This is a genomic window from Streptomyces sp. NPDC001920, from assembly GCF_053594495.1.
This window is the reverse complement of record NZ_JBSFEP010000006.1, coordinates 340,848-354,366: the sequence shown is the minus strand read 5'-3', so window position 1 is coordinate 354,366 and position 13,519 is coordinate 340,848. Positions and strand designations below refer to the sequence as shown.

The window sequence follows — 13,519 nt, the reverse complement described above, 5'->3', positions numbered from 1 at the left end:
CACTCACGGACAATCCACATCGCCCTCACGAGGGCCCGCTCCCCTTCACCGGGAGCGGGCCCTCGTCCGTCGTTAAGGTGAACCCATGAGCGCACCCCCCCGCTTCGACCGCGGCCACACCGACGACCTGATGTCCTTCCTGACGGCGAGCCCGACGCCGTACCACGCCGTGGCGAACACCGCCGAGCGGCTGGAGAAGGCCGGCTTCCGGCAGGTCGCGGAGACGGACGCCTGGGACGTGACATCAGCGGGCTCCGCCGCGGGGAGCGGCGGCAGGTACGTGCTGCGCGGTGGCGCGATCGTGGCCTGGTACGTCCCCGAGGGTGCGGCGCCCCACACGCCGTTCCGGATCGTCGGCGCGCACACCGACTCCCCCAACCTGCGCGTGAAGCCGCTGCCCGACAGCGGGACGCACGGCTGGCGGCAGGTGGCCGTGGAGATCTACGGCGGACCGCTGCTGAACTCCTGGCTCGACCGCGACCTGGGCCTGGCGGGCCGGCTGACGCTGCGGGACGGCTCGTCGCGGCTGGTGAACGTGGACCGGCCGCTGCTGCGCGTCCCCCAGCTCGCGATCCACCTGGACCGGACGGTGTCGTCGGAGGGACTCAAGCTCGACAAGCAGCGCCACCTCCAGCCGGTCTGGGGCCTGGGCGAGGCACGTGACGGCGACCTCATCTCCTTCCTGGAGGAGACCGCCGGGCTGGCCGCGGGCGAGGTCACCGGCTGGGACCTGATGGTGCACTCCGTGGAGCCGCCGGCGTACCTGGGCCGGGACAAGGAACTGGTCGCCGGTCCGCGGATGGACAACCTGCTCTCGGTGCACGCGGGTGCCGCGGCGCTGGCCGCGGTCGCGGGCTCCGGTGCCGAGCTGCCCTGCATCCCGGTGCTGGCCGCCTTCGACCACGAGGAGAACGGTTCGCAGAGCGACACGGGTGCCGACGGGCCGCTGCTGGGCGGCGTCCTGGAGCGTTCGGTGTTCGCGCGCGGCGGATCGTACGAGGACAAGGCGCGCGCCTTCGCGGGCACCGTCTGCCTGTCCTCCGACACGGGCCACGCGGTCCACCCCAACTACGCCGAGCGCCACGACCCGACGCACCACCCGCGCGTCAACGGCGGGCCGATCCTGAAGGTGAACGTCAACAACCGCTACGCGACCGACGGTTCGGGCCGGGCGGTGTGGGCGGCGGCCTGCGAGAAGGCGGACGTGCCCTTCCAGTCCTTCGTCTCCAACAACTCCATGCCCTGCGGGACCACCATCGGGCCCATCACCGCCGCCCGGCACGGCATCAGGACCGTCGACATCGGTGTGGCGATCCTGTCCATGCACAGCGCGCGGGAGTTGTGCGGCGTGGACGACCCGCATCTGCTGGCGAACGCGCTGGTGGCGTTCCTGGAGGGGTAGTTCGCGACGGCGGCCGCATGGGTGGAGCCGACCGGGGTACCCGGACGTCCGGACCGGAACGACCGGACCGGACAGGGAGGCGACACTCATGGGCCTCGGCGGATGCATCATCCTCATCGCCGCGGGAGCCATCCTCACGTTCGCGACCGACTGGGACATGGAGGGGGTCAACCTCGACCTGGTCGGGATCATCTTGATGATCGTGGGGCTGATCGGCGTCACGACGTTCAGCAGCATCGCCAGGCGCAGGCGCGTGGTGGTGCCACCCGCGACGCCCGTGGTCAGCGACGAGGCACACCACCACCGGCGGGACGGCTACAGCGACGGTTACGGCGTCTGAACGCCCGTCACCTCGTCGGCCGTGCCGTCCATCCCGGCGAGCACCAGCGGAAGACGGTCGGCGCCGGCCTCGTTGAGGCGGACCGGCACACCCCGGTCCGGCTGATGGACATGGCAGGCCGGGTACGGGTTGCCCGGGTCCTCGTCGCAGGACGCGGCCGTCGCGGAGACATGCAGGACTCCCTCCGCGACGGAGGGATCGAGTACGAGGGTGCGGGAGAGTTCGGTGCCCGCACCCTCACCCGTGCGCAGCAGCTCCGGCGGGGTGGCGGAGACCAGCAGCCGGGTCGAGGGGCCGTACCTGGTGTCGTCCGACAGGCGGCGGAGTCAGCCCCTCGGCCTACAGGCGGCGTGTGGGCGCGGGCGGCGGCGGGGAACTGCTCGTCCATGAGATTCCTCGTACGCGACCGGCTCCTCGGCATCGGTGACGACTACTGGATCGAGGACGACCAGGGCAACAAGGTGTTCCTCGTCGACGGCAAGGCGATGCGGCTGCGGGACACCTTCGAGCTGAAGGACCCGCAGGGACGCGTCCTCATCGACATCCATCAGAAGATGCTCTCCCTGCGCGACACGATGGTGATCGAGCGGGACGGCGAGCCGCTGGCGAGGATCCGCCGCAAGCGGCTGTCCCTGCTGCGCAACCACTACCGGGTGTCCCTGGCGGACGGCCGGACGGAACTCGACGTCAGCGGCAAGATCCTCGACCGGGAGTTCGCCGTCGAGTACGACGGCGAACTGCTGGCCGTCGTCTCCCGGCGGTGGCTGCGGGTGCGGGAGACGTACGGCGTGGACGTCGTCCGGGACGACGCGGACCCCGCGCTGCTGATCGCGGTGGCGGTGTGCGTGATCCACCTGGCGGAGAAGGAGCACGCGGCGGACTGAGGAGCGCCCGTGGGGGAGCGCAGAGGTGTCCGTCAGTGACGCGGTGGCGCCAGACCCAGCACCCGGTCCTTCAGTGCCGGGAACTGGTCCCGCGTCACGGCGACCTTCCCCGGGTCGAACTCCACCGTGAGGACCTGCTCCCCCGCCCCGGCCTCCGCGAGCACCTCGCCCCACGGATCCACCACGATCGAGTGACCGGCCTGCGGAACTCCCGCGTGCGTCCCGGCCGTTCCACAGGCGAGCACGAACGCCTGGTTCTCCACCGCCCGCGCCTGAGCCAGCAGCGTCCAGTGCGCCCGGCGGCGTTCCGGCCAGCCCGCCGGGACGACCAGGGTCTCGGCACCGGCGTCGACGAGCCCACGGAACAGTTCGGGGAAACGGAGGTCGTAACAGGTGCCCACACCGACGGTGGTGCCGGGCTGTCCGGGCAGACGGAACGTCACCAGTTCCTCGCCCGCGCCCATCAGCACCGCCTCGCCCTTGTCGAAGCCGAACCGGTGGATCTTGCGGTAGGCGGCGACCAGATCACCGGAGGGGGAGAAGACGAGTGAGGTGTTGTAGAGCGGTCCCTCAGGGTCGCGCTCGGGAATCGAGCCCGCGTGCAGCCATACGCCCGCGTCGCCGGCGGCCTTCGCCATCGCGTCGTACGTCGGCCCGTCCAGCGGCTCGGCCTCGGAGCCGAACTTCTCGTAGGCGAACGCCCCGGTGGTCCACAGCTCGGGCAGGACGACCAGGTCCGCCCCTGCCTGTGCGCGTACCAGAGAGGCGACCCTCACACGACGGGAGTCGACCGATTCGTCCTCTTTGACGTCGATCTGGAGCAGAGAGGCGCGCACACTACCACCGTCCTGGCATTCGAGCGGTCCACATGGGCTTCCGAGCGGGCCTACGATCGTCACACGAAAGCACTGCCGGGGTGCCTCACAGCAGCGTAACTTAGCGTTCCAAGACACCCGCCGACAGCAGCCGCCTCCCACTGGCACCGACGCCACAACCTGCCCGCGTACCGACGTACCAACCGCCGAGGGGTCCCGTTCCGTGAGTCTGCATCCCACCCTCCAGCCCTACGCCGACGCCTGGACCCACTCCATCGAAGCGATATCCGAGCTGGTGACGCCGCTTGTGGAGGGCGAGTGGAACCGGCGTACCCCCTGCCCCGGCTGGTCGGTCCGTGACGTGGTGTCCCACGTCATCGGCCTGGACTGCGAGATGCTCGGCGACCCCCGCCCCATCCACACCCTCCCGCGGGACCTCTTCCATGTCACCAACGAGCACCAGCGCTACATGGAGATGCAGGTCGACGTCCGCCGCCACCACACGGCGCCGGAGATGACGTCCGAGCTGGAGTACACGATCATCCGCCGCAACCGCCAGCTGCGGAACGAGTCCCGCGACCCCGGCACCAAGGTGCGCGGCCCGCTCGGGGCGGAGCTGACCCTCGAAGAGTCCATGCGGTCCCACGCGTTCGACGTCTGGGTCCACGAACAGGACCTGCGCACCGCCCTCGGCCGCCCCGGCAACCTCGACTCCCCGGGCGCCCACGTGGCCCGTGACGTGCTGCTCGGCAAGCTGCCCGAGATCGTCGCGACCAAAGCGGACGCACCGCGCAGCTCGGCGATCGTCTTCGACGTCCACGGCCCGATCGAGTTCCTGCGGACGATCCGCATCGACATCCAGGGTCGCGGCACTTTGGAGACGGCACCCGCCCTGGGCCCCGCCGCCACCTTCACCCTCGACTGGGAGACCTACGTCCGCCTGGCCTGCGGCCGGGTCACGGCGGAAGCGGTGGCGGACCGGTTGAAGGCGGAGGGCGACCCGAACCTGACGGCGGCGATCCTGCGCAACTTCACGGTGACGCCGTAGGACCGTCCGGGCGCCGGAGGCCGAGCGGTGGCGGCCCGTTATTCGTTGTCGGGGGCGGGCGGCGCGCGGTTAGCGTGCATGCCGTGACCGAGACGACAAACGAAACCGAGGCCGCCCCCGGCCCCCGTACCGACCAACCGCCCCGCCTCACCCGGCTGGCCTTCCACGGCCCGCTGTCCGAGGCCCGCGCGCACAGACTCGTCGAGCGACTCACCCGCACGAAGCCCGCCACGGTCCTCGACATCGGCTGCGGCTGGGGCGAGTTGATGCTGCGTGTCCTGGCGGCCGCGCCCGACGCGAACGGCGTCGGCATCGACATCAAGGCCGAGGACCTCGCCCGTGGCCGCCGCAACGCCGAGGCCAGAGGGCTGGCGCAAAGGGTCGAGTTCGTCGAGGAGTCGGCCCTGGGCACCTCGCGCGGCCCCGCCGACCTCGTCCTGTGCGTGGGAGCGAGCCAGGCCCTGAGCACGGCGCAGCCCCCGCATCACACCATCGACGCCCTGCGTGCCCTGCGCCGTCTGGTCACCGACGGCGGCCGCGTGCTGCTCGGCGAGGGCTTCTGGGAGCGCACCCCGACCCCCGCCGAACTCTCCGGCATGTGGCCGAAGGCCGCCGCCACGGACCACCACGACCTCGCGACCCTGCTCGACCTCGCGGTCGACGCCGGTTTCCGGCCCGAGTGGACCGAGACGGCGAACGCCGACGAGTGGGAGGAGTTCGAGTCGGCGTACCAGGCGGACGTCGAGGTCTGGCTCGCCGAGCACCCCGGCCACCCGCTCGCGGCCGAGACCCGTGAGCGCCTCGACCGGCATCGTGCCCAGTGGATGAGCTACCGCGGGGTGCTGAACCTCGCGTACCTCACCCTCGTCCCTGCCCTGTAGGACCGTACCCGCGCACCGGCCGCCGGTTCAGGCGGGAACGTGCACCGTCTCCACCCTGCTGGCGACCAGCCGTTCCCGCTCCCTGCGCGCCGCCCGCTTGCGCAGCCTCAGGATCTGCCCGACCCCGAGCGCCTGGAGGACGAACACCACCGAGAAGGCGACGGTGTAGTCGTCCCCTGTCGCGTCCAGCAGCACCCCGACCGCGAACAGCGTGGTCATCGAGGCGACGAATCCGCCCATGTTGGTGATCCCGGACGCCGTCCCCTGCCGCTCCGGCGGATTCGCCGGCCGTGCGAAGTCGAAGCCGATCATCGAGGCCGGCCCGCACGCCCCGAGCACCGTGCACAGCACGATCAGCAGCGCCATCGGCGCCCGCTCGCCGGGCCAGGCCAGCGTCGTCGCCCACACCGCCGCCGTCGCCGCCACGGTCCCCAGTGCCAGCGGGAGCCGCGCCTCGTGGTGCCGGGCGACGACCTGGCCGTAGACCAGGCCCACGACCATGTTCGACAGGACGACGAGGGTCAGGAGCTGACCGGCCGTCGCGCGCGACAGCCCCTGCGCCTCCACCAGGAAGGGCAGCCCCCACAGCAGCAGGAACACCATCGCCGGGAACTGCGTGGTGAAGTGCACCCACAGTCCCAGCCGGGTGCCGGGCTCCCGCCAGGACGCGGCGATCTGACGCCGTACGTAGGCCGCGCCCAGGTGCGGGAGCGGCGCCGGCTCGTGTCCCTCGGGTTGGTCCTTCAGGAACAGCAGCAGCAGGACGAGGACGACGACGCCCGCCGCCGCGCTGCCCGCGAACGCCGCCGTCCAGCCCACGCCGTGCAGCAGCCGTGCCAGCAGGAGCGTGGAGACGAGGTTGCCCGCCATGCCCGCGAGACCCGCGAGCTGCGCGATCAGCGGACCGCGCCGTGCGGGGAACCACCGCGTGCCGAGCCGCAGCACGCTGATGAACGTCATCGCGTCGCCGCAGCCCAGCAGTGCCCGCGAGGCGAGGGCCATGCCGTACGACGGCGAGAAGGCGAAGCCCAGTTGGCCCGCCGTGAACAGCACCACGCCCAGGGTCAGCACCTTCTTGGTGCCGAGCCGGTCGACCAGCAGGCCTACGGGTATCTGCATGCCCGCGTAGACGAGGAGCTGGAGGATGGAGAACGTCGACAGGGCCGAGGCGTTGACGTCGAAGCGGTCCGCGGCGTCGAGACCGGCGACGCCGAGTGACGTACGGAAGATGACGGCGACGAAGTAGACCGAGACGCCTATGCCCCAGACGGCCATGGCACGACGGCCGCCCGGGGGTGCCCCCTTCGGGGGAGGATGGCCGGGCTGTGCGGCGGGCTTCATCGCTCCTCACCTCGCGCGAGGTGCGAGAACCAGCCGATGTGCCGGTGGACCGTCGACACGGCCGCCTCGGCGTTCCCCGAGCGCAAGGCCTGAAGGATCTCCTCGTGCTCCGAGAGGGTCTTGGCGATCCGGTCGGGGTGGGAGTGCAGCACGGCGACGCCCATGCGCAGCTGTCGGTCGCGCAGTTGGTCGTACAGCCGCGACAGGATCTCGTTGCCGCCGCTGCGGACGATCTCCGCGTGGAAGCACCGGTCGGTGACGGCGGCTCCCGCGAGGTCGCCGGCGGCGGCCTGCGCCTTCTGCCGGGCGAGCAGTTCCTCCAGGCGCTCGATGAGTCCGGCCGGCGCGGGTACGGCCTTGCGCGCCGCGTGCTCCTCGACGAGCATCCGCGTCTCCACCACGTCCTTGATCTCCTGCGCGGAGACCGGCAGGACCAGCGCGCCCTTCTTCGGGTAGAGCTTGATCAGCCCTTCGACCTCCAGCCGCAGCAACGCCTCCCGCACCGGGGTGCGCGAGACTCCGACGGCCTCGGCGAGCTCGCCCTCGGTGAGCAGTGTGCCGCCCTCGTAACGGCGCTCCAGGACGCCCTGTTTGACGTGGGTGTAGACGCGGTCGGCCGCGGGGGGCCGCTTGAGGGACGGGGACGCGACGGCAGACATGCGCACAGCATAGATACAACAGGTACCCATCATGGATCTCGTCCAGCATGCGGACGAAAGTTCCATCAGGGCGTCACCTCACCGGACGAAGCCTCCGACAGGGCGTCAGCCGTCCGGACCCGCCGACAGGGGCCCATCGCATCCGCCGGACAACCTTCTGTGCTAGTTACGTGTCACGTACGTGCGGCCTACTTGTCTTCCCCCACCGAACTCGGCCGCACTCAGGGGCATTCGACGTAATCGGGGTAATTTCAGTTGATAACTGCCACCAAGGGCTTTCGCGTTCGCAGAGCCGCCGCAGTCGCCGTGACCACCGGTGCGGTGCTCGTGACCGGAGCATTCACCGCGGCGCCCGCGCAGGCCGTGACGACGCCCACCATCACCGCCAAGGGCGGCTTCGTGATGAACGGCGCGAACGGCAAGACCCTGTTCACCAAGGCCGCCGACACCAAGAGGCTGACGGCCTCCACGACCAAGATCATGACCGCCAAGGTCGTGCTGTCGCAGTCCAACCTGAACCTCGACACCAAGGTCACCATCAGGAAGGAGGTCAGCGACTACATGGTCGCCAAGGGCTACCCCTCGACGGCCAGGCTGATCGTCGGTGACAAGGTCACCGTCCGCCAGCTCCTGTACGGGCTGATGCTGCCGTCCGGCTGCGACGCCGCGATGGCCCTCGCCGACAAGTTCGGCACCGGCTCGACCGTCAAGGCCCGCGTGCAGAGCTTCATCGGCAAGATGAACACCACGGCCAAGAACCTGGGCATGGCCAACACGCACTTCGACTCGTTCGACGGCATCAGCAACGGCTCCAACTACTCGACGCCGCGCGACCTGACCAAGCTCGCCCGCAGCGCGATGAAGAGCTCCACCTTCAAGACCGTCGTGAAGACCAAGGCCTACACGGCCAAGACGATCACCAAGACGGGCTCCATCCGCACGATGGCGACCTGGAAGAACACCAACGCGCCGTTGATCGGCTGGAACGGCGTGCTCGGCATCAAGACCGGCTCCGGCACCGAGGCCCAGTACTGCCTCGTCTTCGCCGCCACCAAGAACGGCGAGTCCGTGATGGGCGCCGTGCTCACGGCCCCCTCGGAGGTCAAGCGCACCGAGGACGTGAAGAAGCTCATCAACTACGGCTACGCGAAGATCAGCTGACGCTCGCGGCGCACCCGCGCGAGGGCGGCCACACACCAGTGGTCGCCCTCGCCCCGTGCATCACTTCCGCCCGCCGTACAACCCTTCGCACTCCTCGCGAGTCTCCTGAGCGCCCCCCTCCAACTCGCAGATGCCAAAAGAGGCATTTCGCACCTTCGGAGCGTTCATAGTGATAACCGGCATCAGGAGCGTACGTCTTCGCAGAGCCGCAGCCGTCGTCGCCACCACCGGCGCGCTGGTCGCGGGCGGCGCCCTGTCCGCGCCCGCCCAGGCAGCGACCGCACCGACGGTCAGCGCCAAGGGCGCCTTCATGCTCAACAGTGCGACAGGCTCCACGCTGTACAGCAAGTACGCCGACACCAAGCGGCCCATGGCGAGCACGACGAAGATCATGACGGCTCGCGTCGTGCTGAGCACGCCCGACCTGAACCTCGACCGCAAGATCACCGTCAAGCAGGCCTACCGGGACTACGTCGCCGCCAAGGGCGCGAGCACCGCGGACCTGAAGACGGGCGACAAGGTCACCGTCCGCCAGCTGCTGCACGCGCTGATGCTGCCGTCCGGCTGCGATGCCGCCATGGCCCTCGCGGACGCCTTCGGCACCGGTACTACCGTCTCGGCGCGCACCAAGTCCTTCATCAGCAAGATGAACGCCAAGGCGGACACGCTCGGCCTGACGAACACGCACTTCGACTCGTTCGACGGCAACTCGACGCAGAACACGAACTACACGACCCCGCGCGACCTCGCCAAGCTCACCCGCAGCGCGATGAAGTACACGACCTTCGCGGGCATCGTGAAGAAGCAGAAGACGGTGCAGTACGCGACGACGAGCACCGGCGGCACCCGCACCTACACCTGGTACAACACCAACCAGCTGCTGGGCTCCTACAGCGGCGCGATCGGCGTGAAGACGGGCACCAACACCCCGGCCGGTCCCTGCCTGGTCTTCGCCGGAACCCGCGACGGCAAGACGGTCATCGGCGTCCTGCTCAATGACCAGTACCGCTTCACGGACGCCGCGAAGCTGATGGACTACGCCTTCGGCTCGGCCTCGGCGAGCACGATGCAGCTGCGCACGCTGCCTCAGGGGGCACAGCGGGACTGACCCGCGACGACCCGAGACGACGACGGCCCCCGCACCAGCGGGGGCCGTCCTCGGTTCACGCCCAGGTGATGAGCCGTTTGGGCTGTTCGAGGATGGCGGCCACGTCGGCCAGCACCTTGGAGCCCAGTTCCCCGTCCACCAACCGGTGGTCGAAGCTGAGTGCCAGTGTCGTCACCTGACGCGGCTTCACCTTGCCCTTGTGGACCCACGGCTGGAGCTTGATGGCGCCGACCGCGAGGATCGCGGACTCCCCGGGGTTGAGGATCGGGGTGCCGGTGTCGACACCGAAGACGCCGACGTTGGTGATGGTCACCGTGCCGCCCTGCATCGCGGCCGGGCTGGTCCTGCCTTCCCGGGCCGTCGACACCAGCTCGCCGAGTGCTTCGGCCAGCTGCGGGAGCGTCTTGGCGTGGGCGTCCTTGATGTTCGGGACGATCAGGCCGCGCGGGGTCGCCGCGGCGATGCCCAGGTTGACGTAGTGCTTCTGCACGATCTCCTGGTTGGCCTCGTCCCAGGACGCGTTGACGTCCGGGTTGCGCTTGATCGCGACCAGGAGGGCCTTGGCGATCAGCAGCAGGGGGTTCACGCGCAGGCCCGCGAACTCCTTGTCGCCCTTGAGCTCCTCGACCAGCTTCATGGTGCGGGTCACGTCCACCGTCACGAACTCCGTGACGTGCGGCGCCGTGAACGCCGAGCCGACCATCGCGGCCGCGGTGGCCTTGCGGACGCCCTTGACGGGGACACGGGTCTCCCGGGCCGTGTCGTGGCCGACCACCGGCGCGGGGGCGACCGGGGCGGGAGCGGCCTGCGGCACCGGCTCGGCGGCCGGGGCCTGCGGGGCCACCGCGGCGTGGACGTCCTCGCGGGTGATGATGCCGTCGGGACCGGTCGGGGTGACCGTGGCCAGGTCGACGCCCAGATCCTTCGCCAGCTTGCGCACCGGCGGCTTGGCCAGCGGCCTGGGAGGCGTGACCACCCCGGTGCGGCCGTGGCCGTTCAGCTCCGGCTGCGGGGCCTGCGCGGCGGCCGGGGCCGCCTGACGCGCGGGCTCCGCTCCCTTGCGGGGGCGGCGCTTCGTCGAGGAGGTGGCCACGCCATAGCCCACCAGCACCGGCTGGCGGCCCTCCGGCTTGGGCTCCTCCTGCGGGGCCTCGGGCTGCGGGGCGGGCGCCGAGGCGGCCGGCGCGGGAGCGGCGGGCGCCGCCCCACCCGCCACGTCCACCGCGATGATCGCCGTACCGACGTCCACCGTCGTGCCCTCGGGGAAGTGCAGCGCACGGACCACCCCGTCGTACGGGATGGGCAGCTCGACGGCCGCCTTGGCCGTCTCGACCTCGCACACCACCTGACCGTCGGTGACCGTGTCGCCCGGCTGGACGTACCACTTGAGGATCTCGGCCTCGGTGAGTCCCTCGCCCACGTCGGGCATCTTGAACTCACGCACGGACGCTTCAGTCATCGTCGTCACGACCCTCTCCTCAGTACGCCAGGGCACGGTCGACGGCGTCGAGCACCCGGTCCAGTCCCGGCAGGTACTCCTCCTCCAGACGCGCCGGCGGATACGGGGCGTGGTAACCGCCCACCCGCAGCACCGGGGCCTCCAGGTGGTAGAAGCAGCGCTCCGTGATCCGGGCGGCGATCTCCGCGCCCGAACCGAAGAACACCGGCGCCTCGTGGACCACGACCAGGCGGCGGGTCTTCTCCACCGACGCCTGGATGGAGTCGAAGTCGATCGGGGAGACCGAGCGCAGGTCCAGGACCTCCAGGTTCCGGCCCTCCTCGGCGGCCGCGTCGGCGACCTCCTGGCAGAGCTTCACCATCGGGCCGTACGCGGCCAGCGTGAGGTCACCGCCCTCGCGGACGACCTTCGCCTTGTGCAGCGGGCCCGGGATGGCCTCGGTGTTGACCTCGCCCTTGTCCCAGTAGCGCCGCTTGGGCTCGAAGAAGATCACCGGGTCGTCGCTCTGGATGGCCTGCTGCATCATCCAGTACGCGTCCGACGCGTTCGACGGGCTGACGACCTTCAGGCCCGCCACGTGCGCGAAGAGCGCCTCGGGGGACTCCGAGTGGTGCTCGACCGCGCCGATGCCGCCGCCGTAGGGGATACGGACGACGACCGGGAGTTTGACCTTGCCCAGCGAGCGGGCGTGCATCTTCGCGAGCTGGGTGACGATCTGGTCGTAGGCGGGGAAGACGAAGCCGTCGAACTGGATCTCCACCACCGGGCGGTAGCCGCGCAGGGCGAGGCCGATCGCCGTGCCCACGATGCCCGACTCGGCCAGCGGGGTGTCGATGACGCGGCTCTCGCCGAAGTCCTTCTGCAGGCCGTCCGTCACCCGGAAGACGCCGCCGAGCTTGCCGACGTCCTCACCCATGATCAGGACCTTGGGGTCGGAGTCCAGGGCGCGCCGCAGCGACTCGTTGATCGCCTTGGCCAGAGCCATCTTGTCCGCTGCCATGTCAGACCCCCTCCACGTCCGCGAACGACGCCTGGTAGGCGGCGAACTGGGCGCGCTCCTCGTCGACGAGCGCGTGCCCGTCCGCGTACACGTTCTCGAAGATCGCGAAGTGGTCCGGGTCCGGCATGGCGCGGACCGCCTCGCGCACTCGTTTGCCCAACGCCTCGCTCTCGGTCTCCAGTTCCGCGAAGAATCCCTCGTCCGCGTGGTTTGAAGCCTCCAGGTACCGGCGCAGGCGCAGGATCGGGTCCTTCGCCTCCCAGGCCACCCGCTCCTCGTCACCCCGGTAGCGGGTGGGGTCGTCGGAGGTGGTGTGGGCGCCCATGCGGTACGTGTACGCCTCGACCAGCGTCGGGCCCTCGCCGGCGCGGGCGCGCTCCAACGCCCACTTCGTCACGGCGAGGCAGGCCAGGACGTCGTTGCCGTCGACGCGGACGCCGGGGAAGCCGAAGCCCTGCGCGCGCTGGTAGAGCGGCACGCGGGTCTGCTTCTCGGTCGGCTCGGAGATCGCCCACTGGTTGTTCTGGCAGAAGAACACCACGGGGGCGTTGTAGACCGCGGAGAAGGTGAACGATTCCGCGACGTCGCCCTGGCTGGAGGCGCCGTCGCCGAAGTACGCGATCACCGCGCTGTCGGTGCCGTCCTTGGCGACGCCCATCGCGTAACCCGTGGCGTGCAGCGTCTGGGAGCCGATGACGATCGTGTAGAGCTGGAAGTTGTTGCTGTTGGGGTCCCAGCCGCCGTTGTTCACTCCGCGGAACATGCCGAGCAGGTTGGTGGGGTCGACCCCGCGGCACCAGGCGACACCGTGCTCACGGTAGGTCGGGAAGACGTAGTCGTCCTCCCGGGTGGCCCGGCCGGAGCCGATCTGGGCGGCCTCCTGGCCGAGCAGCGACGCCCACAGGCCCAGTTCGCCCTGGCGCTGCAGGGAGGTGGCCTCGGCGTCGAAGCGGCGGGTGAGCACCATGTCGCGGTAGAGGCCGCGGAGCTCTTCGGGGGTGATGCCGGCCACGTACTTGTCGAACTCGGCGTTCTTGACGCGCTCGCCCTCGGGCGTCAGCAGCTGAACGAGCTCGGGGTCGGTGCCTGGCGATTTCCTTGCGGTCGTGCGCTTGCCGGCCGTGCTCTTGGTACCGGCGCTGCGTCGCGGCTTTCGCGCGGCAGTGCTCTCCACGGTCACGTGTGCTCCTCCGTCGGTCCGGCTACCCGGGTTCGCCGGGTGCCAGTGCGGCTCACCTGAAGCCCTACGGACGCACAGGGTGGGTGCGGCTCGTTGGGGGACAGGCGTGACAGGTGCCCCGGCGAGCGCCCTGCAACAGGCACGTTACCCAGTGCTCCACATTTCTGTGAAACCCCTCCTGACCTGCGTTTTTGCTTGGATTTCCAAGTAAATCGCGAAAGTCCGGAACAAGTCCTGGTCA

General features: G+C 70.2%; 13 protein-coding genes and 1 pseudogene. 7 read left to right on the top strand and 7 right to left on the bottom strand.

Annotation, left to right across the window (positions count from 1 at the left end; genetic code table 11):
- Positions 1 to 85 precede the first annotated feature (85 nt).
- Both ACWCPI_RS13140 and ACWCPI_RS13135 read left to right on the top strand, forming a co-directional pair.
- Positions 86 to 1,402: a M18 family aminopeptidase gene (locus ACWCPI_RS13140; protein ID WP_451038182.1), complete on the top strand. Its 1,317-nt coding sequence runs from the start codon at positions 86 to 88 to the stop codon at positions 1,400 to 1,402.
- 88 nt (positions 1,403 to 1,490) lie between these two features.
- Positions 1,491 to 1,742 (top strand): DUF6458 family protein, encoded by a 252-nt coding sequence (locus ACWCPI_RS13135; protein ID WP_019754387.1) that lies wholly within the window; start codon positions 1,491 to 1,493, stop codon positions 1,740 to 1,742.
- On the opposite strand, the pseudogene ACWCPI_RS13130 reads toward ACWCPI_RS13135, so the two are convergent.
- Positions 1,730 to 2,050, bottom strand: a pseudogene (locus tag ACWCPI_RS13130) (alkyl hydroperoxide reductase); the annotation flags it as partial. The gene ACWCPI_RS13135 and the pseudogene ACWCPI_RS13130 sit on opposite strands and share 13 nt — an antisense overlap.
- Positions 2,051 to 2,128: 78 nt before the next feature.
- Between ACWCPI_RS13130 and ACWCPI_RS13125 the strand changes: the two are divergent.
- Positions 2,129 to 2,626: an LURP-one-related/scramblase family protein gene (locus tag ACWCPI_RS13125; RefSeq protein WP_451038181.1), complete on the top strand. Its 498-nt coding sequence runs from the start codon at positions 2,129 to 2,131 to the stop codon at positions 2,624 to 2,626.
- Between the two features lie 32 nt (positions 2,627 to 2,658).
- Here the strand turns inward: ACWCPI_RS13125 and ACWCPI_RS13120 are convergent, their stop codons facing one another.
- Positions 2,659 to 3,462, bottom strand: coding sequence for a carbon-nitrogen family hydrolase (locus ACWCPI_RS13120; RefSeq protein WP_451038180.1), 804 nt, complete (start codon positions 3,460 to 3,462; stop codon positions 2,659 to 2,661).
- Positions 3,463 to 3,664: 202 nt separating this feature from the next.
- Between ACWCPI_RS13120 and ACWCPI_RS13115 the strand changes: the two genes are divergently transcribed.
- Together ACWCPI_RS13115 and ACWCPI_RS13110 are read left to right on the top strand one after the other, a co-directional pair.
- Positions 3,665 to 4,489, top strand: coding sequence for a maleylpyruvate isomerase family mycothiol-dependent enzyme (locus tag ACWCPI_RS13115; RefSeq protein ID WP_451038179.1), 825 nt, complete (start codon positions 3,665 to 3,667; stop codon positions 4,487 to 4,489).
- Positions 4,490 to 4,572: 83 nt separating this feature from the next.
- Positions 4,573 to 5,370, top strand: a complete 798-nt coding sequence (locus tag ACWCPI_RS13110) for an SAM-dependent methyltransferase (RefSeq protein ID WP_451038178.1) — start codon at positions 4,573 to 4,575, stop codon at positions 5,368 to 5,370.
- 27 nt (positions 5,371 to 5,397) lie between these two features.
- Here ACWCPI_RS13110 and ACWCPI_RS13105 read toward each other — a convergent pair whose 3' ends face one another.
- Together ACWCPI_RS13105 and ACWCPI_RS13100 are read right to left on the bottom strand one after the other, a co-directional pair.
- Positions 5,398 to 6,711, bottom strand: a complete 1,314-nt coding sequence (locus ACWCPI_RS13105) for an MFS transporter (RefSeq protein ID WP_451038177.1) — start codon at positions 6,709 to 6,711, stop codon at positions 5,398 to 5,400.
- On the bottom strand, positions 6,708 to 7,370 hold the full coding sequence (locus tag ACWCPI_RS13100) for a GntR family transcriptional regulator (protein ID WP_451038176.1): 663 nt from the start codon (positions 7,368 to 7,370) through the stop codon (positions 6,708 to 6,710). Before ACWCPI_RS13100 ends, ACWCPI_RS13105 begins: the two co-directional genes overlap by 4 nt.
- Before the next feature lie 255 nt (positions 7,371 to 7,625).
- Between ACWCPI_RS13100 and ACWCPI_RS13095 the strand changes: the two genes are divergently transcribed.
- Both ACWCPI_RS13095 and ACWCPI_RS13090 read left to right on the top strand, forming a co-directional pair.
- Positions 7,626 to 8,531 carry a D-alanyl-D-alanine carboxypeptidase family protein gene (locus ACWCPI_RS13095; protein ID WP_451038175.1) on the top strand — a complete coding sequence of 302 codons (906 nt, stop codon included), beginning with the start codon at positions 7,626 to 7,628 and terminating at the stop codon, positions 8,529 to 8,531.
- A 169-nt stretch (positions 8,532 to 8,700) separates the two neighbouring features.
- Positions 8,701 to 9,639: a D-alanyl-D-alanine carboxypeptidase family protein gene (locus ACWCPI_RS13090; RefSeq protein WP_451038174.1), complete on the top strand. Its 939-nt coding sequence runs from the start codon at positions 8,701 to 8,703 to the stop codon at positions 9,637 to 9,639.
- A gap of 55 nt (positions 9,640 to 9,694) precedes the next feature.
- Here ACWCPI_RS13090 and ACWCPI_RS13085 read toward each other — a convergent pair whose 3' ends face one another.
- Genes ACWCPI_RS13085 through pdhA form a run of 3 tightly spaced genes read right to left on the bottom strand, consistent with a single transcriptional unit; the run spans position 9,695 to position 13,278 of the window.
- Positions 9,695 to 11,107, bottom strand: coding sequence for a dihydrolipoamide acetyltransferase family protein (locus tag ACWCPI_RS13085; protein ID WP_451038173.1), 1,413 nt, complete (start codon positions 11,105 to 11,107; stop codon positions 9,695 to 9,697).
- Between the two features lie 10 nt (positions 11,108 to 11,117).
- Positions 11,118 to 12,098, bottom strand: coding sequence for an alpha-ketoacid dehydrogenase subunit beta (locus ACWCPI_RS13080; protein ID WP_451038172.1), 981 nt, complete (start codon positions 12,096 to 12,098; stop codon positions 11,118 to 11,120).
- Position 12,099: 1 nt separating this feature from the next.
- Positions 12,100 to 13,278, bottom strand: coding sequence for a pyruvate dehydrogenase (acetyl-transferring) E1 component subunit alpha (gene pdhA / locus ACWCPI_RS13075; protein WP_451038171.1), 1,179 nt, complete (start codon positions 13,276 to 13,278; stop codon positions 12,100 to 12,102).
- Positions 13,279 to 13,519: the final 241 nt, after the last annotated feature.